The organism is Pseudomonas sp. TMB3-21 (genome assembly GCF_054898145.1).
The window spans coordinates 2125562-2146918 of record NZ_CM142718.1 but is presented as its reverse complement, the minus strand read 5'-3'; the positions used below and the strand labels follow the sequence as shown (position 1 = coordinate 2146918).

The window sequence follows — 21357 nt, the reverse complement described above, 5'->3', positions numbered from 1 at the left end:
TGGGAGCGAGCCTGCTCGCGAAAGCGTCAGTAGAAACAACACAAATGCATCAGGCTTCATCCACCGGCACCCGCACGCTCAACGTCGTGCCCTCCCCCGGCTCGCTCTCCAGCACCATCTGCCCGCCCATGATCAGCACCCGCTCACGCATTCCCACCACCCCGAAGGATGTTGGCCTGCCCGCTGCCGGCACAAATCCTACGCCATCATCACTCACCGTCAGGCACAACTCGTCGCCTTCCAGCGTCAACGTCAGTTCGACAGTATGCGCCTGGGCATGTCGCATGACATTGGTGAGCGCTTCCTGAAGGATGCGAAACAGGCCCACAGCCTTGGCATCGCTGAGCACCGGCAAATTCTCCGGCACTTGCACCAGACATGGAATCTGCGTGCGCGCCTCAAAACGACGGGCCTGCCATTCGATGGCCGAGGCGATACCTGCATCGAGGATCGGCGGTCGCAGCGCGGTGGCCACATCGCGTACCAGCTGAAACAACTGAGCGATCAAGCGCTTCATGCTGTTCAAACGTTCGTTCAGTCCGGGGTCAAGTTGTGCGTAAGCCAATTCGCACATGGACGTTTCCAGTTTCAACACCGTCAACATCTGCCCCAATTCGTCATGCACTTCGCGGGCAATGCGCGCCTTTTCCTCTTCGCGCACGCTTTCCAGATGAGCCGACAGCTCGCGCAGTTGCTCGCGGGAGCTGGCCAGTTCCAGTTCAATACGTTTGCTTTCGCTGATGTCCCAGACAATGCCGTCCCAGACATAGGCGCCGTCTTCGAGCCGGCGGGTAATCGCCTTGATCTCGGCCCAGCGTTGTTCGCCCTGACGCGTCACGATCCGACCTTGCCATGACCAGTCACTGTCGGTATCCAGTGCGTGGTCCTGAGTCTGGTGATAACTGGCCTTGTCGTCCGGATGCACCAGGCTGCGCAGGCCTTTGTCGCGATGGGCCAGGGTGGCCGGCGAGTAACCCACGAGGCTCTCGCTGCCCTCACTGATGTAGGCAAAGTCGATCTGTCCTGTCACCGGCGCGCGCTCCAGGCGAAAGACCAGTCCCGGAACATTGGCGGCGATACCCTGCAGCCGCGCCTCGCTTTCCTGCAAGGCCGCCAGTGCGCGGCGGCGCTCGGTGACGTCGTTAAGGTAAACCACCAGGTATTCGCCGTCGCGGAAGCGCAAAAAGCTCAGTGACACATCGGTTGGCAAAACGCTGCCGTCCGCGCGCAGGCAGTTAGTTTCGAAACTTGGCGGGCCTTCTTCGCTGGCCCGCGCGCGTTTCCACAGGTTGAGCCAGCGGTCCATGTGCAGACCGGGTTCAAAATCGATCAGCGGCCGGTCGATGATGCCGCCGGGCGGATAACCCAGCATCGTTTCGGCGGCGCGATTGGCGTAGCGAACATGGCTGTCCCAGTTGACCCAGAGAATGCCAACCGTGCTTTGATCGATGGAAAACTGGGTGAGCCGCAGTGCTTCTTCGCTGGCAGCGCGTAGGGCAATGTCCGCGCGCGCCGTCAGTAGTCGTTGTTCCAGACTGTGTTGCTGGCGGCGCTGCCAGAACACGATCGCCATGCTGCTCAACATCAAAACCGCTAACAGCAGACACAGGTTTTGCCAGAAACCCGGCGAGTCGGTCAGCCGCGGGTATTTGGGTTTCAGCCATTGATTGTGCAGCTGTTCCAGGTCCTTGGCCGGAACCGCCCGCAGCGCGCTTTCAACGATAGCGGCGAGTTCCGGCCAGTCCCGGCGCGTCGCTACACGCAGCAATTGCGGCAAACCGATGTCACCGACGACCACCAGCCCGGCAAACTCCGGCTCGACCGACAGGCGCCCTAATTGCGCTTCGTCGACCACGGCGTAGCTGGCCTGCTGACTCAGCAACAATTGCAAGGCCTGACGCTCGATCGGCACGCCTTGCAGATTCAGGTGCGGATAATTGCTGCGCAAGTAATCGGCGGTGGCGCTGGGCATGCGCACGGCGACTCGGGTCTGGCTGTCGAGTTTTTCCAGCTCGACCGCGCCGCTGCCTTTTCGATCGCTGACCACCAGTTGCGGCACGCGCATGTACGGGTCGGAGAATTGCCACAGGCGCAGGCCTGCGGGGGTTTGGGTCAAGCCGGGCGCGAGGTCGATCTCGCCATCGCGAGCCGCTGCCTCCAGTTGTGCGAGATCGGGAAAGTTGCGCCAGCTCAACTCGACCTTGAGTGCCTGGGCCAGCCACTTCATCAGTTCGACGTTGACCCCGGACAGTCGCTGCAGGCGACGGTCGTATTGGGCGTAAGGCACTTGCAGGACAACGCCGACGCGCAATTGATCGCGCTGCGTCAGCCACTGTTGCTGGCTCGCCGTCAGTTGCGCGACATGAGTCGGTGGCGCGGACGCCGCCCAGCCCGTCAAGGGAAACAACAAACAGCCGATAACCCACAGGCAGCGAAAACGCATCATCGAAGTCTCATACACTGACAAACACTGATCAACCTATTAGGCTGCCGGAATAACTTCTGGCCTGGAATATCCGATGCCCCCTGTCTACCGCCTGGCACTGCCAGCATTGTGCCTGTCGTTGCTCCTGCCTTGCGCGTTTTCCATCGCCGCCGCTGAAACAGCGCCGGCTGCCGTAGAACAACCTGTCGGCGAAAAACCGCCTGAGCGTCAGCCGTTGCCGGAGCGTAGTCAGGAAGAAGCGGCAGCGCTTGAGCGAAAAATTCCCGCACAGGAACAACAACAGCTGCAGGCCGGCAACGATACTTTTCTGGCCTTGTGGAAACCGGCCAACACTGGCGAACCCAAAGGTGCGGTGATCATTGTCCCGGGCGCTGGCGAAACGGTTGACTGGCCGCAGGTTGTGGGTCCATTGCGGCAGAAGCTGCCGGACGCAAAATGGAGCAGCCTGAGTATCACCCTGCCCGACATGCAAAGCGATGTCATTGCACCGCGAGTGGTCGAGGTGCCGCCAACCATCAAGGCACCCGACGTCGGCAGCAAGGACTCGACGACTGCGGCGCCGATCGAACAGGCAGCCGGGGGCGAGGCGGAAATCGTCGACAAGGCTGTTGCCGAAACCGGTGAGGATCAATCGAAAGCCGATGCCGAGCGAATATTCGCACGCATCGATGCAGCGATTGCCTACGCCGAGCAACAAAGTGTTCGCAGCATTGTGCTGCTGGGCCACGGGACCGGCGCTTACTGGGCGGCGCGTTTCCTGAACGAAAGACAGCCACCGCAGATCGAGAAGTTCACCATGGTCGCCGCGCAGACACCGACAGCGGCGAAACCGCCGCTGGTGGAACTGACGCCGACCCTGAAGCTGCCGACTGTGGATATCTTCTACAAGGACAAACCGCTGGATCGCAGCCTGGCGCTGGAGCGGCTGCAAGCGAGCAAACGCCTGAAGACCGTTGCTTACAGCCAGGTTTCGCTCAAGGCGTTGCCGGGGGATGCAAAGGCTGAGCAGGAGCAACTGGTTCGTCGGGTGCGTGGCTGGTTGAATCCGAAGCCAGCGGCTAATTGATAAGCGAGCCTGCTAGCGCTAACGGAAACACATCAAACATGATGGTTGGCTGAGCCACCGCCATCGCTAGCAGGCTAGCTCCCACAGGGTCGTCAGCGTTCTTCGATGTTGTGTCAAACGCGAATCCATGTGGGAGCTAGCCTGCTAGCGATGGCGGCGTTGGCCACGCCGCATTCCTTGATCTTTAGCGAAAATCCCGCCGCTCCCGAATCAACGTATATGCCGTATGCAACTCGCGCGTCTTGTCCGTCGCCTCACGCACCTGCTTCGCCGTCGCGCCGCTGCCGGCGATCTTGTCCGGATGATGACGACTGAGCAGACGTCGATAAGCGCGCTTGATCTGCGCCGGTTCCGTGGTGGCGGTGACGCCGAGCAAACGCATGGCATCCTGATACGTCACCGCACTGATCACCAGCGGGCGTTTCTGCGGTTCGTAGTCCTCCGCCAGCGCCTGCACCTGCTGCCGGGTCCAGCCCAGCCACTTGCCCCATTGGCGCACCAGTTCAACTTCACCCACACCGGCACGACCGTCGGCCCAGACCATCCGCCAGCAGGCGCGCAACACGCCCTCGGCGGCATGCGGTTGCGTCCTCATGCGACGCAAATACCCGCTCAAGCGATCGTGCCCGGTCTTGCCACGATTAAACGCCGTAATCGCACGGCGTTGCGCCGACTCGGTCATCTCCAGCGAGCGCATCTCCTGACGCGCCTGCTGAATGTGCCCGTCCACTACCCGCCCATCGCACTTGGCGAGTCGTCCCAGCAGCACGAACAGCAGTTCATCGTTGCGCAGCATCGGCCGACCGCCGAGCCTTTCTCGCAAATGCCCCCAACTTTGCAGTTGCAGGCGCCGGTCCAGCGCCTGTCCCAGTAAAGCGCCAAGCATGGCCCCCGGAATACTGGCGATGACATACCCCAGTCCGGCTCCAATCAGAGTCCCTGGCCACAGCATCTCAGCGACTCGCTTCTATCAAGGCTTCAACTTCTGCGAGACGTTCGTGAGTGCCGACATCAACCCAATGCCCGTGAAGCCGCTCACCGGTGACCTGTCCTTCAGCCATGGCGGTGCGCAGCAGTGGCGCCAGCTTGAATGCACCGGCGGAACAACCGTCAAACAACTGCGGGTGCAATATGGCGATGCCGCTGTACGTGAGGGTGGGTGCTGACGGCTGAGCGTCGCGCACCTGCCCATCGACCAGGGTGAAATCGCCCGCCGGGTGATGCGCCGGGTTAGCGGCCAGCACCAGATGGGCCAGCCCGGCGATTGGCTGATGCAGCCCGCTGAAGTCGTAATCGGTCCATATATCACCGTTGACTACCAGGAACGCGTCATCGCCCAGCAAAGGCAGGGCGCGAAAAATACCGCCGCCGGTTTCCAACGGCTCCCCTTCAGGCGAGTACTGGATTCGCACGCCGTACTGTGAACCGTCACCCAGGTAGTTTTCGATCTGCTGACCGAGCCATGCGTGGTTGATCACGATCTCGTTAAAGCCGGCCGCAGCGAGGGCTTTCAGGTGGTACTCGATCAACGGTACCCCGCCCGCGCGAACCAGCGGCTTTGGCGTGGTCAGCGTCAGCGGGCGCATGCGCTCGCCTTTGCCTGCGGCCAGAATCATCGCCTTCATGCTTGAGCTCCGGCGCGCAGGCTATCAAGCAACTCAGCCAATTCCGCCAGTTCAGGACGACGGGCCACCACCGCTTCTATATAAGCAAAGAACCGCGGCACGTCGGCCAGATAACGTGGCTTGCCGTCGCGGTGACAGATACGCGCGAAAATGCCGATGACTTTCAGGTGGCGCTGCACCCCCATCAGATCGCTCGCACGGAGGAAATCCTGTAGGTCCGGCTGAACCGGGATGCCGAGTGCCCCGGCTTGCTGCCAGTAATTTTCCAGCCAACCAAGCACACGCTCCTCCGGCCAGCTGAGAAACGCGTCCTTGAACAGACACGTCACGTCGTAGGTCACCGGACCGTAAACGGCGTCCTGGAAATCCAGCACACCCGGGTTCGGCTCGCTGAGCATCAGGTTGCGTGGCATATAGTCGCGATGGACCAGCACCTTCGGCTGAGCCAGGGCACTGTCGATCAACAGGTCGCTGGCCCGTTGCCAGAGGGATTGCTGCGCTGCGTCAAATTCAACGCCCAGCTCGCGCTTCACGTACCACTCGGGAAACAATTCCAGCTCGCGGCGCAGCAAAGCAACGTCGTAGCTTGGCAATGGCGCAACCATCGGTAGTTGTTGAAAAGCCAACAGCGCCTGCAAGGCATCCTGGAACAAATGGTCGGCATTTTCGCTGTCGATCACGTCCAGATAGGTTTTGTTGCCCAGGTCATTGAGCAAAAGAAATCCTCGTTCGAGGTCCTCGGCGTAAATTTTCGGCACATTTATTCCGGATTTCGCCAGCAAAAAAGCGATATCCACGAACGGTTTGCAGTTTTCCTGCGGTGGCGGAGCATCCATCACGACGAAACTACGGCCCTCGCCCTCCCAGCGAAAATAGCGCCGGAAGCTCGCGTCACTGCTGGCCGCAGTCAACGTGGCTGGGGGGACGGGGCCCCAATCCTGATCTGTAAAGAGGATTGCCAACTGCTCATCGAGCCAAACTTTCAGGTGTTGCAAACGTACATCTTGGTCAGGCATTGCAAGGGTCTCCGACGGCGCTAGCCGTCAAGCGGGTCATGCTTTATTATCCAGCATCTTTTTCAGACCATCGAGAGGCGTGCGGCCCACACCGCGGGCAGATGGCACGCAGGAAGCCCGGACTAATAAGATGGCATTGAAATCCCCCGCGTTTCGTAAAAAATTTCCGTTGTTGGTTACCGGCAGTCTGCTGGCCCTGCAACCTCTAGCCACTTCGTTCGTGGTCGCCGCGGAACAGTATGACTGCTCAGTCTCTGCTTCGGGTGCCTGGGACTGTGCGCCGAAATCTCCAGCCGCTGCGCTGCCACCGCGTCCCGTCCATGACGGCAGCGCGGTGAGCACGAGCGGCGAGACTCCGGCCGACGGCAGTTCCAGTCAAGACTCCGGCGACAAACCTGTGCTGGTCACCGAGGCAAACGGCCGCGGCCTGAAGTCCCGTAGCGCAGACTACAGTCACCTCGACTGGGTTCCCCGCGAAAAGCTCACTGCAGCGCAATTGGCCGAAACCGGTCCTTACTGCTCTGGTTCCTATATCGAACCAACTCGTCCTGGCATGAGTGACAAGACGGATAAAAGTGATGCGCCTACCTTTGTCGGTGCCAAAGCGTCCCGCTACAAGCAGGATGAGCAGGTCGCCACACTGGCCGGTGACGTCGTTTTGCGTCAGGGCAGCATGCAGGCCGAAGCCGACGAAGCGAACCTCTACCAGGCCGAAAGCCGTGGCGAACTGAGCGGCAACGTACGCATTCGCGACAACGGTGCTCTGATCGTCGGCGACCATGCCGACGTGCAGCTCGACACCGGTGAAGCCAAGATCGACAACGCCGAATACGTGATGCACAAATCGCGTATTCGCGGCAGTGCGCTGTACGCCAAACGGGCCGAGAACGCGATCATCCGCCTCAAGGATGGTACGTACACCACGTGCGAACCGGACAGCAATGCCTGGCAGCTCAAGGGCAACAACATCACCTTGAACCCGGCCACCGGTTTCGGTACCGCGACCAACGTGACGCTGCGGGTCAAGGACATTCCGGTTCTGTACACGCCGTACATCTACTTCCCGATCGACGACCGTCGTCAGTCCGGTTTCCTGCCGCCGACCATCGGCACAGGCACCGACACCGGCTTCCTGCTCGTGACGCCTTACTACTTCAACCTAGCGCCGAACTACGACGCCACGTTGTACCCGCGTTATATGAGCAAGCGCGGCATGTTGCTGGAAGGCGAGTTCCGTTATCTGACCAAGTCCAGCGAAGGGCAATTCGGTGCGGCGTACCTCAACGACGACAACACCGATCGTAGCGACCAGACCGATTACGAAAAAACCCGCTACATGTACAACTGGCAGCACAAGGGCGGTCTCGACTCCCGAGTGTTCACCCAGGTTGACTACACCAAGATCAGCGATCCGTATTACTTCCAGGATCTGCAGACCGATCAGATTGGCATCAAAAGCGACGACTACGTCAACCAGCAGGGTTCTGTGAGCTACCGTGGCGACAGCTACACCGCTCGCATCAATGCTCAGGCTTACCAGCTGGCGACTGTTTCGAACATTACGCCGTATGACCGCTTGCCGCAGATCACCTTCAATGGTCAGCTGCCAGTGCATCCGAGCGGCCTGGACTTCGATTACGAAACAGAAATCGTGCGGTTTGATCGCGACCTTAAAGATGGCGACTTCTTCAATGAAGACGGCATCAATACCGGCCCGAGACTCGACCAGAACGTGTTCGGTCTGGCTCGCGCCAACGGTACTCGCCTCAATCTCAAACCAGGCATGAGCCTGCCAATGAGTGCGAGCTATGGGTACGTGACCCCATCGCTGAAGTATCAATACACTCAGTACGACCTGGATCTCGATGGCAAGGGCAAGTCTGACATCGCCGCTCAGGGCCCTGAAGGTGATCGACTCAACGGCACCTTCAGCAGCAATCAGAGCCGCGGCGTACCGATCGCCAGCATCGACAGCGGCCTTTACTTCGACCGTAAAACGTCGTGGTTTGGCAAGAACTACAACCAGACCCTCGAACCGCGGTTGTTCTACCTCTACGTCCCGGAGACCGATCAGGAAGATATTCCTGTGTTCGACACCAGTGAAGCCACTTTCAACTACAGCTCACTGTTCCGCGACAATCGCTTCTCCGGCGCTGACCGCGTGGGCGACGAGAACAAGCTGTCCCTGGGCGTAACCAGTCGCTGGATCGAAGACAACGGTTTCGAACGTCAGCGCATCGCCGTCGGTCAGGCCTTCTACTTCAAGGATCGCAAGGTTCAGCTGCCAGGTATCGACGCGAAAACCCGCGAAGATGCGCAGTCCAGCGTGTCGCCGTACGCACTCGAGTACGAATACCGCTGGAACCGCGATTGGCGCACCACGGCCGATTACAACTGGGATCCGGACAGCCGCAGCCCTCGCTCGGGTAGCGCGATGTTCCACTACCAGCCTGAAGACAACCCGAACAAGGTCATCAACGCCGGCTATCGCTATCGCAATGACCAGGTCCGTTATGACCAGAACACCGGTCGTTGGTCGGTGGGTGGTGGTGATTACGGCACGCCGGGCACTCCGGGTTACGTGAAGGACTACTACAAGATCCAGCAGCACGACTTCTCGGTCATCTGGCCGGTTGTGCCGCAATGGAACGTCATCAGCCGCTGGCAGTACGACTACAACCGCAACCGTACGCTGGAAGCCTTCGGCGGTTTCGAGTACGACAACTGCTGCTGGAAGTTGCGCGTGATCAACCGTTACTGGGTCGACTATGACGAAACCAGTCAAGACGCTCCGGAAAATGAGAAAGGCGACCATGGCGTCTTCCTTCAAATCGTCCTGAAAGGTCTCGGCGGCCTCACCGGCTCCAAGGTAGAGAGCTTCCTCGACAAAGGCATCCAAGGTTATCGTGAACGTGAAGACCAAGCTTTCTGATTGTCTGCGCCCGCTGATGCTGGGCGCGCTGTTCCTGGGTACTGCGGCAAATGCCGCGGTACAGTCCATCGATAAAGTGGTGGCCATTGTCGATAACGACGTGGTCATGCAGAGCCAACTGGACCAGCGTGTTCATGAAGTTCAGCAAACCATCGCCAAGCGTGGCGCTGCGGCGCCGCCTCCGGGCGTGCTGGATCAGCAGGTGCTGGAGCGCCTGATTGTTGAAAACCTGCAACTGCAGATCGGCGAACGCTCCGGTATCCGCATCACCGATGAAGAACTGAACCAGGCCGTCGGCACCATTGCCCAGCGCAATAATATGTCGATTGAACAATTCCGCTCTGCTCTGGCTCGCGATGGTCTGTCTTACGACGACGCTCGTGATCAGATCCGTCGCGAAATGATCATCAGCCGTGTGCGCCAGCGCCGTGTGGCAGAACGTATCCAGGTGTCCGAGCAGGAAGTGAAGAATTTCCTGGCTTCCGACTTGGGCAAAATGCAGCTGTCGGAAGAATTCCGTCTGGCCAACATCCTGATTCCTACGCCGGAAAGCGCCAACTCCGAAGCGATTCAGAATGCTGCGAAACAGGCTGACGCGGTGTACCAGCAGCTCAAGCAAGGCGCTGACTTCGGTCAACTGGCCATTGCCAAATCTGCCAGCGAAACTGCACTGGAAGGCGGCGACATGGGCTGGCGTAAAGCCGGTCAATTGCCACCGCCCTTTGATCGCCTGCTCGGCACCATGGCCGTTGGCGACGTGACCCAGCCAACCCGCACGCCGGGGGGCTTCATTATTCTGAAGATCCTCGACAAGCGTGGCGGCGAAACCCAGGTGCGCGATGAAGTGCACGTGCGTCACATCCTGATCAAGCCAAGCGAGATCCGCAGCGAAGCCGAAACCAAGCGTTTGGCCGAAAAACTCTATGACCGCATCGAGTCGGGCGAAGACTTCGGCGAACTGGCGAAAAACTTCTCGGAAGATCCGGGTTCTGCACTCAACGGCGGCGACCTCAACTGGATCGACCCGAATGCGCTGGTGCCGGAATTCCGCGAAGTGATGGCCAATACCCCGCAGGGTCAGTTGTCCAAGCCATTCCAGACCCAATATGGCTGGCACGTCCTGGAAGTCCTCGGCCGTCGCGCCACCGACAGCACCAGCCAGGCACGCGAGCAGCAAGCAATGACCGTACTGCGTAACCGCAAGTACGACGAAGAGTTGCAGAGCTGGCTGCGTCAGATCCGGGACGAAGCGTACGTAGAGATCAAACTCCCTGGTGCAGACCAGGCAGCGCAGTGAAACCGAAACGTTTCGCGCTGACACCCGGTGAACCGGCCGGCATAGGTCCAGACCTGTGCCTGCTGCTCGCCTCGCATACCCAGCCCCACCCCCTGATTGCCATTACCAGCCGCGACCTGCTCCTCGAGCGGGCCGCGCAGCTGGGTGTGGCGGTCGATTTGTTGCCGGTCACGCCGGATGCCTGGCCGGATACTCCCGCGCCAGCCAACAGCCTGTACGTCTGGGATACGCCGCTGAGTGCTCCGGTTCATGCCGGTCAACTTGATAAAGCCAATGCCGCTTTCGTTCTGGAAACTCTGACCCGAGCGGGCCAGGGCTGCCTGGACGGAGATTTTGCCGGCATGATCACCGCCCCGGTGCACAAGGGCGTGATCAACGAATCGGGTATCGCGTTTTCCGGGCACACGGAATTTCTCGCCGACCTGACCCACACCGCGCAAGTGGTGATGATGCTCGCGACGCGCGGTTTGCGTGTTGCGCTGGTCACCACCCACCTGCCCTTGCGCGAGATTGCCGATGCGATCACGCCCGAGCGGCTGGAGCGGGTCACGCGCATCCTGCACAGCGAACTGCAAGAAAAATTCGGCATCGCCCAACCGCGCATTCTGGTCTGCGGGCTCAACCCGCACGCCGGTGAAGGCGGTCACCTGGGCCATGAAGAAATCGACATCATCGAACCTACCTTAGAGCGCCTGCGCGGCGAAGGCATGGACCTTCGCGGTCCCCTGCCCGCCGACACTCTGTTTACCCCCAAATATCTGGAGCACTGCGACGCGGTGCTGGCGATGTACCACGACCAGGGCTTGCCCGTGCTGAAGTACAAAGGCTTCGGCGCGGCGGTCAACGTGACCCTCGGCTTGCCGATCATCCGCACCTCGGTCGACCACGGCACCGCCCTGGACCTGGCCGGCAGCGGCAGGATCGACACCGGCAGCCTGCAAGTCGCCCTGGAAACCGCCTACCAGATGGCCGAGACCCGTTTATGACCGAGCATTACCAACACAAGGCGCGCAAGCGTTTTGGCCAGAACTTCCTCCACGATGCCGGCGTTATCGACCGCATCCTGCGCGCCATCCGCGCCAAACCCGAAGACCGCCTGCTGGAAATCGGTCCGGGCCAGGGTGCACTGACCCAGGGCCTGCTCAACAGTGGCGGGCAGCTGGATGTCGTCGAGCTGGACAAGGACCTGATTCCGATCCTCAACCAGCAGTTTGCCGACAAGAGCAATTTCAACCTGCATCAGGGCGATGCGTTGAAGTTCGACTTCAATAGCCTCAATGCGGCACCGAACAGTCTGCGTGTGGTTGGTAACCTGCCGTATAACATTTCCACGCCGCTGATTTTTCACCTCTTGAACAACGCAGCGATCATTCGCGACATGCACTTCATGTTGCAGAAGGAAGTGGTCGAGCGTCTGGCGGCAGGTCCTGGTGGCGGTGATTGGGGCCGTCTGTCGATCATGGTTCAGTACCATTGCCGGGTCGAGCATCTGTTTAACGTCGGTCCGGGCGCTTTCAATCCGCCGCCGAAGGTCGATTCGGCCATCGTGCGCCTGGTTCCACACGACGTCTTGCCGCACCCGGCCAAGGATCACAAACTGCTGGAGCGGGTAGTCCGCGAAGCCTTCAACCAGCGCCGCAAGACCTTGCGCAACACCCTTAAATTGCTGCTGAGCAATGATGAGATCGAAGCCGCCGGTGTCGACGGCAGCCTGCGCCCCGAGCAACTTGATCTGGCCGCATTCGTGCGCCTGGCCGACAAGCTCAGCGAACAGGTCAAACCTGTCGGCGATTGACCGTCGATGAACGCTATCGGGTAGGACGTCAGTCTGGTTTACTACCCGATACTTGGCCTAGACTGAACCCATCAGCTACGCCCGCGTTCCGCTTCGTTTTTAAGGCCTTTTGCATGTCCGATTCTCGTTACCAGGTCGACGTCACCGTCGTCACCCGCTATCTGGCAGAACAATCGCAACCCGAACAAGAGCGCTTTGCGTTCGCCTACACCATCACAGTGGTCAACAACGGCCTCGTGCCCGCCAAGCTGCTGACACGGCACTGGGTGATCACCGACGGTGACGGACATGTCGAGGAGGTTCGCGGTGCGGGTGTGGTCGGTCAGCAACCGTTGATCGACCCGGGCAAAAGCCACACCTACAGCAGCGGCACGGTCATGACCTCCAAAGTCGGCACCATGCAGGGCACCTACGAGATGCTCGCCGATGATGGCGAACGTTTCGATGCCATCATTGCTCCTTTCCGACTGGCGGTGCCCGGAGCCCTGCACTGATGGCAACGTATGCCGTCGGCGACCTTCAGGGCTGTCTTGAACCCTTGAAGTGTCTGCTCAAGCAAGTTGCCTTCGACCCTGCCCGGGACAAACTGTGGCTGGTCGGCGATTTGGTTAACCGCGGTCCGCAGTCGCTGGAAACCCTGCGTTTCCTCTATAGCATTCGCGAATCGCTGGTGTGCGTGCTCGGCAATCATGACCTGCACTTGCTGGCCGCCGGCCACAACATCGAACGCCTGAAAAAAGCCGACACCCTTCGGGAAATTCTCGCAGCACCTGATCGCGCGGAACTGCTGGAGTGGGTCCGCCAGCAAAAGCTTGTGCATTACGACGAGGTGCGCAATATCGCCCTGGTGCATGCCGGCATCCCGCCGCAATGGTCCCTGCGCAAAGCCTTGAAATGCGCCGCCGAAGTAGAAGAAGCCTTGCGCGACGACAACCGTTTCGCACCCTATCTGGATGGCATGTACGGCAACGAGCCGTTGAAATGGGACAGTGACCTCAAAGGCGTGACACGTCTGCGGGTAATCACCAACTATTTCACCCGCATGCGTTTCTGCACCGCCGAGGGCAAGCTGGACCTCAAGAGCAAGGAAGGCCTCGACTCTGCTCCGCACGGTTACAAGCCATGGTTCCAACACAAGGAACGCAAGACCAGGGATACGAAGATCATCTTCGGTCACTGGGCTGCGCTGGAAGGCCAGTGCAATGAACCCGGCGTGTTTGCTCTCGACACCGGGTGCGTCTGGGGCGGTTCGTTGACCCTGATGAATGTTGACACCGGCGAACGCCTGCCTTGCAAATGCGACGAGCACGGTAACGCCCTGCCCCCAGACACCACCGCCCTATCCGAACAAACGCCAGCCAGCGCCCGGCGCTAGGCTGCGCTATCAGCCGTGCCACAGGAGCCCGCCATGAACGAATTCAAACGTATCCCCCCAGAGCAGGCGCAAGCCCTGCGTGAGCAAGGTGCCGTGGTCGTCGATGTCCGCGATCCAGCAACGTTCGCCGCGCTGCACATCAGCGGTTCGAAGCACCTGGACAACCATTCCCTGCACGCTTTCATTCAGGCTGCCGACCTCGACGCGCCGACTGTAGTGGTCTGCTATCACGGCAATTCCAGCCAGGGTGCTGCGGCTTACCTGACCAGCCAGGGCTTCTCCGACGTTTACAGCATGGACGGTGGATTTGAGCTGTGGCGCACGACTTATCCCGCAGAAACAGCCCAAGGCACCGCCGAATAATTTTTTTACAGCGCTCAAGCCCCGGCCCCCGCGGGCTAGGGCGGTGGCAGACGAACGGTCTGCCACAACTAATTACGTATCTCGCCTTTACCTCCTGAATTCCCAACTATCCTTAAGCGCAGGCCATCCAAAACAGGGGAGAGCCGGTACACCGGCGCGCGGGTCATCGGGAGTAGCTTTCGGCGTTGCGCTGAAAGAGTTCTGGGGGGTAAACAGCGACCGCCTGTTCGGTTGCTGCCAGCATCGACTGAGTGATCCGGCGTCGGCTCCACGTATCGAGCGAGGTGACGTCATGAGTATCTTTAGCCACTTCCAACAACGCTTCGAGTCCACACGCCAGGAAGAACTCTCGCTGCAAGAGTATCTTGAGCTGTGCAAACAGGACCGCAGCGCCTACGTTTCCGCCGCCGAGCGTCTGCTGCTGGCCATCGGGGAACCGGAGCTGCTCGACACCTCGACCAACTCGAGGCTGTCGCGAATCTTCTCCAACAAGGTGATCCGTCGCTATCCGGCCTTTGAAGACTTCCATGGGATGGAAGAATGCATAGACCAGATCGTGTCGTATTTCCGCCACGCCGCGCAGGGCCTGGAGGAAAAGAAACAAATTCTCTACCTGCTGGGTCCCGTCGGTGGTGGTAAATCGTCGCTGGCCGAAAAGCTCAAACAACTGATCGAAAAAGTGCCCTTTTACGCGATAAAAGGCTCGCCGGTATTCGAATCGCCTCTGGGTCTGTTCAACGCCACTGAAGATGGCGCGATCCTTGAGGAAGACTTCGGCATTCCTCGGCGCTACCTCAATACCATCATGTCGCCATGGGCCACCAAACGCCTCGCCGAATTCGGCGGCGACATCAGCCAGTTCCGCGTAGTGAAGCTGTATCCGTCGATCCTCAACCAGATCGCCGTCGCCAAAACCGAACCCGGCGACGAAAACAACCAGGACATCTCGGCGCTGGTCGGCAAAGTCGACATCCGCAAACTTGAGGAATATCCGCAAAACGACGCCGACGCCTACAGCTACTCGGGCGCATTGTGCCGGGCCAACCAGGGTCTGATGGAATTCGTCGAAATGTTCAAGGCACCGATCAAGGTGCTGCACCCATTGCTGACCGCCACGCAGGAAGGCAACTACAATAGTACCGAAGGGCTGGGCGCCATTCCGTTTACAGGAATCCTGCTCGCTCACTCCAACGAATCGGAATGGCACACTTTCCGTAACAACAAGAACAACGAAGCGTTCATCGACCGTATCTACATCGTCAAGGTCCCTTATTGCCTAAGGGTCAGCGACGAGGTGAAGATCTACGACAAATTGTTGTTCAACAGCTCGCTGGCCAAGGCTCATTGCGCACCAGACACCTTGAAAATGCTCGCCCAGTTCACTGTGTTGTCTCGCCTCAAGGAGCCGGAGAATTCGAACATCTATTCCAAGATGCGCGTGTATGACGGCGAAAACCTAAAGGACACCGATCCGAAGGCCAAGTCGATACAGGAATACCGCGATAACGCCGGTGTCGACGAAGGCATGAACGGTCTCTCGACCCGGTTTGCGTTCAAGATCCTGTCGAAGGTCTTCAACTTCGATCCGCACGAAATCGCCGCCAACCCGGTGCACCTGCTTTATGTACTGGAACAGCAAATCGAGCAGGAACAGTTCCAGGCCGAAACCCGCGAACGGTATCTGCGCTTCCTCAAGGAATACCTGGCGCCGCGTTACATCGAGTTCATTGGCAAGGAAATTCAGACCGCCTACCTCGAGTCTTACAGCGAATACGGTCAGAACATCTTCGATCGCTACGTGCTGTATGCCGACTTCTGGATTCAGGACCAGGAATACCGCGACCCGGAAACAGGCGAAATCCTCAACCGCGTCGCGTTAAACGAAGAACTGGAAAAAATCGAGAAACCGGCCGGCATCAGCAATCCGAAGGATTTCCGCAACGAGATCGTCAACTTCGTCCTGCGCGCCCGGGCCAACAACAACGGCAAGAACCCAACCTGGCTCAGCTACGAAAAACTGCGGGTGGTCATCGAGAAGAAAATGTTCTCCAACACCGAAGACCTCCTGCCCGTCATCAGCTTCAACGCCAAAGCCAGCAAGGAGGATCAGCAGAAGCACAACGACTTCGTCACACGGATGGTGGAGCGCGGTTATACCGACAAACAGGTTCGGCTACTTTCCGAATGGTACCTACGGGTCCGTAAGTCGCAGTGAGGCAGCTGCAAGCCCCAAGCCACAAGCTGCAAGGAAAAAGCGCGTAAGCCCAAGATCCGGGTGATTGCTTTCACTTGCAGCTTGCAGCTCACAACTTGAAGCTGCCCGGAGGGCCCCCTATGAGCTATGTGATCGACCGACGTCTGAACGGCAAGAACAAGAGCACGGTGAACCGTCAGCGGTTTTTGCGGCGCTACCGTGATCACATCAAGAAGGCTGTCGAAGAGGCGGTCAGCCGGCGCTCCATTACCGACATGGAGCACGGCGAACAGATCAGCATTCCTGGCCGTGACATAGACGAGCCGGTGCTTCATCACGGTCGCGGCGGCAAGCAGACCGTCGTACACCCCGGCAATAAAGAGTTCACCAGCGGCGAGCACATCGCCCGTCCGCAGGGCGGTGCCGGCGGCAGAGGCCCAGGCAAGGCCGGCAATTCGGGTGAAGGGATGGACGAGTTCGTCTTCCAGATCACTCAGGAAGAATTTCTCGAATTCATGTTCGAGGACCTGGAATTGCCCAATCTGGTCAAGCGCAACCTGACCGGTACCGATACCTTCAAGACCGTGCGCGCAGGCATCAGCAATGAAGGCAACCCGTCGCGGATCAACATCATCCGCACCTTGCGCTCGGCCCATGCGCGGCGAATCGCCCTGTCCGGCAGCAGTCGCGCGAAACTGCGCGAAGCCAAGGAAGAATTGCTGCGACTCAAGCGGGATGAGCCGGATAACTTCGGTGACATCCAGGACATCGAGGCCGAGATCGAAAAACTCAGTGCGCGAATCCACCGCGTGCCATTTCTCGACACCTTCGATCTCAAGTACAACCTGCTGATCAAACAGCCCAATCCAAGCTCGAAAGCGGTGATGTTCTGCCTGATGGACGTTTCCGGCTCCATGACGCAGGCGACCAAAGATATCGCCAAACGCTTCTTTATCCTGTTGTATCTGTTCCTCAAGCGTAACTACGACAAAATCGATGTCGTCTTCATCCGCCATCACACCAGTGCCCGCGAAGTCGATGAAGAGGAGTTTTTCTATTCCCGTGAAACCGGCGGGACCATCGTTTCCAGCGCACTGAAACTGATGCAGGAGATCATGGCCGAGCGATACCCAAGCAACGAGTGGAACATCTACGCCGCGCAGGCCTCGGACGGCGACAACTGGAACGATGATTCACCTATTTGCCGCGACATCCTGATCAACCAGATCATGCCGTTTGTGCAGTACTACACTTACGTCGAGATCACTCCGCGCGAACATCAGGCGCTTTGGTTCGAATACGAACGCATCGCTGACGCTTTTTCTGACACTTTTGCCCAGCAACAACTGGTCTCGGCCGGGGATATCTATCCGGTCTTCCGTGAACTCTTCCAGCGCAGGTTAGTGACATGACCGCCAAAGAGCAGAAGCGCCAACCCATTTCCACCGGCTCCGAGTGGACGTTCGAGCTGATTCAGGCCTACGACCGCGAAATCAGTCGTATTGCCGCTCGCTACGCGCTCGATACCTATCCGAACCAGATCGAAGTGATCACTGCCGAGCAAATGATGGATGCTTACGCCTCTGTCGGCATGCCGCTGGGCTATCACCATTGGTCCTACGGCAAACACTTCCTCAGTACCGAGAAATCCTACAGTCGGGGTCAGATGGGCCTGGCGTACGAGATCGTGATCAACTCGGACCCGTGCATCGCTTATCTGATGGAAGAAAACACCATCTGCATGCAGGCGCTGGTGGTGGCTCACGCCTGCTACGGCCATAACAGCTTCTTCAAGGGCAACTACCTGTTCCGCACCTGGACCGATGCCAGTTCGATCATCGATTACCTGGTGTTCGCCAAGCAGTACATCATGCAGTGCGAAGAGCGCCACGGCATCGACGCGGTCGAGGATCTGCTCGACTCGTGCCACGCGCTGATGAACTACGGCGTCGACCGCTATAAACGTCCTTATCCGATTTCGGCGGAAGAAGAGCGTCGCCGACAGAAGGATCGGGAAGAACACCTGCAAAAACAGATCAACGACCTGTGGCGCACGATTCCAAAGGGCGCCGACAAGTACAGCGACAAGGACAACGCGCGTTTCCCTGCCGAGCCGCAGGAAAACATCCTGTATTTCATCGAAAAGCATGCTCCATTGCTGGAGCCGTGGCAGCGGGAAATCGTACGGATCGTGCGCAAGATCGCGCAGTATTTCTACCCTCAGCGCCAGACCCAGGTGATGAATGAAGGCTGGGCGACGTTCTGGCATTACACGCTCATGAATGACCTGTATGACGAAGGGCTGGTCACGGACGGCTTCATGATGGAGTTTCTGACCTCCCACACCAGTGTTGTATACCAACCGGGTTTCGACAGCCCTTATTACAGTGGCATCAACCCATATACCTTGGGTTTCGCCATGTACCGCGATATTCGGCGCATGTGTGAAAACCCGACTGAGGAAGACCGCCGATGGTTCCCGGAACTGGCCGGCAGTGACTGGCTATCAAGCATCAAGTTCGCGATGAGCAGCTTCAAGGACGAGAGCTTTATCCTGCAATACCTGTCACCGCAGGTGATTCGCGACCTGAAACTGTTCAGCATTCTCGATGATGATCAGAAAGATGATCTGCTGGTCCCGGCCATCCATGACGAAGAGGGATACCGCACCATTCGCGAAACCCTCGCTGCTCAGTACAACCTGGGTAACCGCGAACCCAATGTGCAGATCTATAGCATCGACCGACGCGGCGACCGCTCGTTGACCCTGCGTCACCAGCAACATGACCGCAAGCCGCTGGGCGACTCCACCGATGAGGTGCTGAAACACCTTCATCGCCTGTGGGGCTTCGATATTCATCTGGAAACCTTGCAAGGCGATCAGGTCATGAAAACCCTGCATGTCCCTCCGCGAAGCGAACATGAAGGTGATTATGGCCGGCTGGATCTGGCCGTCATCCATCTTTGATCCTGTTTCGGCCTCCGGAAGTTCGACGCAACGGTTATTCTGTCGAGCTAACGGAGGTTTTTTATGCAGATTTATAAAGTCGGTGGAGCGGTTCGTGATCGCCTGCTGGGCAAACCCGTCACCGATATTGACTGGGTCGTGGTGGGCGCAACTGCCGAAGAAATGCTCGCAAAGGGTTTTCGTCCGGTGGGCGCCGACTTCCCCGTGTTCCTGCACCCTAAAAGCGGTGAGGAATACGCCCTCGCCCGCACTGAACGTAAAAGCGGTCGCGGTTACGGAGGCTTTACTTTCCACGCCAGCCCTGAAGTCACGCTCGAAGAAGACCTGATCCGCCGCGACCTGACGATCAATGCAATGGCTGAAGACGATCAGCAAAATATAACCGATCCCTACCATGGCCAACGAGATCTGGAAGCGCGCCTGCTGCGTCACGTATCGTCCGCGTTCGCCGAAGATCCCCTCCGGGTACTGCGCGTTGCCCGCTTTGCTGCGCGTTACGCAGCGCTCGGTTTTACTGTCGCACCCGAAACCATTGAGTTGATGCGCCAGCTCAGCGAATCGGGCGAACTGCAAGCGCTGACCGCAGAACGCAGCTGGAAGGAAATTTCCCGCGCGCTGCTGGAAGACCAGCCACAGGTTTTTATCGAGGTGTTGCGCGAATGCGGCGCGCTGGGAATATTGATGCCTGAAGTCGAGGCGTTATTCGGTGTCCCGCAGCCTGAAGCTCATCACCCGGAAATCGATACCGGCTTGCACACCCTGAGCGTGCTGGAGCAATCGGCGCTGCACAAACAGCCACTGACCGTGCGCTGGGCGTGCCTGCTGCATGATTTGGGGAAAGGTCTAACACCGGAAGAGGAATGGCCGCGGCATATCGCCCATGAGCACAAAGGCTTGAAGTTGATCAAAGCGGTCAACGAACGCTTCAAGGCGCCCAAGGATTGCCAGGAGTTGGCACTGTTGGTCGGCCAATATCACACGCACGGTCATCGTGCGCTGGAGCTCAAACCTTCTACCTTGCTGGAGTTGCTGCAGAGCTTTGATGTGTACCGCCGACCGCAGCGGTTCGAGGAGTTTATTGCTGCTTGCGAGATGGACGCGCGCGGACGCAAAGGCTTGGAACAGCGCAGTTATCCACAGGCGGATTATCTACGCGGTGCGGCGACTGCGGCGCGCAGCGTTGCCGTGCAACCGTTGCTGGAGAAGGGATTCAAAGGGCCGGAGCTGGGTGAAGCGATCAAGCGCGAGCGACTCAAGGCGTTGAAGGTTTACAAAGAGGCGGCGTCTGCCTGAAGAGTTTCGCAGACAAGTCGGACCGCTCGCTCCTACTCTGGGAGGCGATCCGACGCAGGTGGCTTGCGCCTCACAACAAATTCGACGGTGTCAGTTGCTCACCACGCCATGAGAACGCAACCGGCGCCAGCACCTGATCAATCTGCGCCTCGCGCCACAATTGCCCGAAGCTTTTGCCCACCCCCGGATGCAGCCGATCCGGCGCGATAAGCGACAACGGCCACAGCACGAAAGCATTTTTCAGAATCTCGGCCCGCGGGAGCACCAAGCCGTCAAAATTGCCGACCAGGTCACCAAACAGCAACACATCGATATCGAGTGGCAAACCCTTGCGGTCGGGCGCATAACGACCGTTATCCGCCTCGATAAACTTCAACCGGCGATCCAGCTCCACCAACGGCAGATCGGTGTAAGCCGACACCACAAAATTGAAGAAAGGACCGCTTTTGATGCCCACGGGCTGGCTCTCGAACACCGCTGAGCAGCGGATATCCACCAGGAAACCTGCCAGCGCCTCAAGGCCTGCCTGCAAATGGGTTTCGCGCTCGATATTGCTACCGAGCCCGAGGTAGACCTGGGTCAGCGACATCCGCGCTCGATCTCCACGCCGACTCCACCGATGGCTGCCGGCACAGCGCCTGGCTTGGTCAGTTTCAAACGCATCCAGGTGATGTGGAATTCGCTCATCAGCACTTCAACCAAACGCTCGGCAAATGTCTCCACCAGCTGAAATTGCGCCTGTTCGGCAAACGCCTGGATGCGAGAGGAAACGCTCGCGTAATCGAGCGCCAAAGTCAGGTCATCTCCGGCAGCCGCCGGGCGGTTATCCCAGGCGAAACTCAGATCAAGACGCAAGCACTGTCGGATGCCTCGCTCCCAGTCGTAGGCACCGATTACAGTGTCGACTTCCAGGCCCTCGATAAACACTCTGTCCAAGCACTTTTCTCCGCTGCACGACAAGGGCGCAATGCGCCGTTAGAATCAGGG

18 protein-coding genes are annotated in these 21357 nt (G+C 58.9%); 12 read left to right on the top strand and 6 right to left on the bottom strand.

The genetic code is table 11. From position 1 onward, the window contains the following. Positions 1–49 precede the first annotated feature (49 nt). Positions 50–2446, bottom strand: a complete 2397-nt coding sequence (locus tag ACYZTS_RS09860; RefSeq protein ID WP_461995625.1) for a PAS domain-containing sensor histidine kinase — start codon at positions 2444–2446, stop codon at positions 50–52. A gap of 73 nt (positions 2447–2519) precedes the next feature. Here ACYZTS_RS09860 and ACYZTS_RS09855 point away from each other — a divergent pair, with 73 nt between their 5' ends. Next, entirely contained in the window at positions 2520–3512 is a 993-nt protein-coding gene (locus ACYZTS_RS09855; RefSeq protein ID WP_461995624.1) for an alpha/beta hydrolase family protein, read from the top strand. A 184-nt stretch (positions 3513–3696) separates the two neighbouring features. Here the strand turns inward: ACYZTS_RS09855 and ACYZTS_RS09850 are convergent, their stop codons facing one another. The 3 genes from ACYZTS_RS09850 to ACYZTS_RS09840 are packed head-to-tail and all read right to left on the bottom strand — an operon-like array spanning position 3697 to position 6153. Next, positions 3697–4464 (bottom strand): TerB family tellurite resistance protein, encoded by a 768-nt coding sequence (locus ACYZTS_RS09850; RefSeq protein ID WP_461995623.1) that lies wholly within the window; start codon positions 4462–4464, stop codon positions 3697–3699. A 1-nt stretch (position 4465) separates the two neighbouring features. Then, complete coding sequence (murU, locus tag ACYZTS_RS09845) at positions 4466–5137, bottom strand: N-acetylmuramate alpha-1-phosphate uridylyltransferase MurU (RefSeq protein WP_461995621.1); 672 nt, start codon at positions 5135–5137, stop codon at positions 4466–4468. Then, positions 5134–6153 (bottom strand): aminoglycoside phosphotransferase family protein, encoded by a 1020-nt coding sequence (locus ACYZTS_RS09840; protein WP_028621501.1) that lies wholly within the window; start codon positions 6151–6153, stop codon positions 5134–5136. The genes murU and ACYZTS_RS09840 overlap by 4 nt, the downstream gene beginning before the upstream one ends. A 130-nt stretch (positions 6154–6283) precedes the next feature. Between ACYZTS_RS09840 and ACYZTS_RS09835 the strand changes: the two genes are divergently transcribed. From ACYZTS_RS09835 to ACYZTS_RS09785, 11 genes are all read left to right on the top strand, one after another. Next, complete coding sequence (locus ACYZTS_RS09835) at positions 6284–9085, top strand: LPS-assembly protein LptD (protein WP_028621502.1); 2802 nt, start codon at positions 6284–6286, stop codon at positions 9083–9085. After that, a complete protein-coding gene (gene surA / locus ACYZTS_RS09830) occupies positions 9066–10382 on the top strand; it encodes a peptidylprolyl isomerase SurA (RefSeq protein ID WP_461995619.1) in 1317 nt (438 codons plus the stop codon). Before ACYZTS_RS09835 ends, surA begins: the two co-directional genes overlap by 20 nt. Continuing rightward, a complete protein-coding gene (pdxA, locus tag ACYZTS_RS09825; protein WP_461995617.1) occupies positions 10379–11368 on the top strand; it encodes a 4-hydroxythreonine-4-phosphate dehydrogenase PdxA in 990 nt (329 codons plus the stop codon). The genes surA and pdxA overlap by 4 nt, the downstream gene beginning before the upstream one ends. Next, the gene (gene rsmA, locus ACYZTS_RS09820) at positions 11365–12177 is read left to right on the top strand and encodes a 16S rRNA (adenine(1518)-N(6)/adenine(1519)-N(6))-dimethyltransferase RsmA (protein ID WP_028621505.1); all 813 of its coding nucleotides are present in this window, start codon (positions 11365–11367) and stop codon (positions 12175–12177) included. The genes pdxA and rsmA overlap by 4 nt, the downstream gene beginning before the upstream one ends. Before the next feature lie 113 nt (positions 12178–12290). Continuing rightward, complete coding sequence (gene apaG / locus ACYZTS_RS09815; RefSeq protein ID WP_028621506.1) at positions 12291–12671, top strand: Co2+/Mg2+ efflux protein ApaG; 381 nt, start codon at positions 12291–12293, stop codon at positions 12669–12671. Next, on the top strand, positions 12671–13552 hold the full coding sequence (locus ACYZTS_RS09810; RefSeq protein WP_028621507.1) for a symmetrical bis(5'-nucleosyl)-tetraphosphatase: 882 nt from the start codon (positions 12671–12673) through the stop codon (positions 13550–13552). Before apaG ends, ACYZTS_RS09810 begins: the two co-directional genes overlap by 1 nt. 33 nt (positions 13553–13585) lie before the next feature. Further along, positions 13586–13915 carry a thiosulfate sulfurtransferase GlpE gene (gene glpE, locus ACYZTS_RS09805; protein WP_461995614.1) on the top strand — a complete coding sequence of 110 codons (330 nt, stop codon included), beginning with the start codon at positions 13586–13588 and terminating at the stop codon, positions 13913–13915. A gap of 292 nt (positions 13916–14207) precedes the next feature. Then, positions 14208–16130: a PrkA family serine protein kinase gene (locus ACYZTS_RS09800; protein ID WP_028621509.1), complete on the top strand. Its 1923-nt coding sequence runs from the start codon at positions 14208–14210 to the stop codon at positions 16128–16130. Positions 16131–16249: 119 nt separating this feature from the next. Continuing rightward, positions 16250–17521 carry a YeaH/YhbH family protein gene (locus ACYZTS_RS09795; protein WP_461995612.1) on the top strand — a complete coding sequence of 424 codons (1272 nt, stop codon included), beginning with the start codon at positions 16250–16252 and terminating at the stop codon, positions 17519–17521. Continuing rightward, on the top strand, positions 17518–19077 hold the full coding sequence (locus ACYZTS_RS09790) for a SpoVR family protein (RefSeq protein WP_028621511.1): 1560 nt from the start codon (positions 17518–17520) through the stop codon (positions 19075–19077). Before ACYZTS_RS09795 ends, ACYZTS_RS09790 begins: the two co-directional genes overlap by 4 nt. A 63-nt stretch (positions 19078–19140) precedes the next feature. Next, positions 19141–20370, top strand: coding sequence for a multifunctional CCA addition/repair protein (locus tag ACYZTS_RS09785; protein ID WP_461995610.1), 1230 nt, complete (start codon positions 19141–19143; stop codon positions 20368–20370). 70 nt (positions 20371–20440) lie between these two features. Here ACYZTS_RS09785 and folK read toward each other — a convergent pair whose 3' ends face one another. Further along, complete coding sequence (gene folK, locus ACYZTS_RS09780) at positions 20441–20959, bottom strand: 2-amino-4-hydroxy-6-hydroxymethyldihydropteridine diphosphokinase (RefSeq protein WP_461995608.1); 519 nt, start codon at positions 20957–20959, stop codon at positions 20441–20443. Continuing rightward, positions 20950–21306: a dihydroneopterin aldolase gene (gene folB, locus ACYZTS_RS09775; protein WP_461995606.1), complete on the bottom strand. Its 357-nt coding sequence runs from the start codon at positions 21304–21306 to the stop codon at positions 20950–20952. Before folB ends, folK begins: the two co-directional genes overlap by 10 nt. Positions 21307–21357 lie beyond the last annotated feature (51 nt).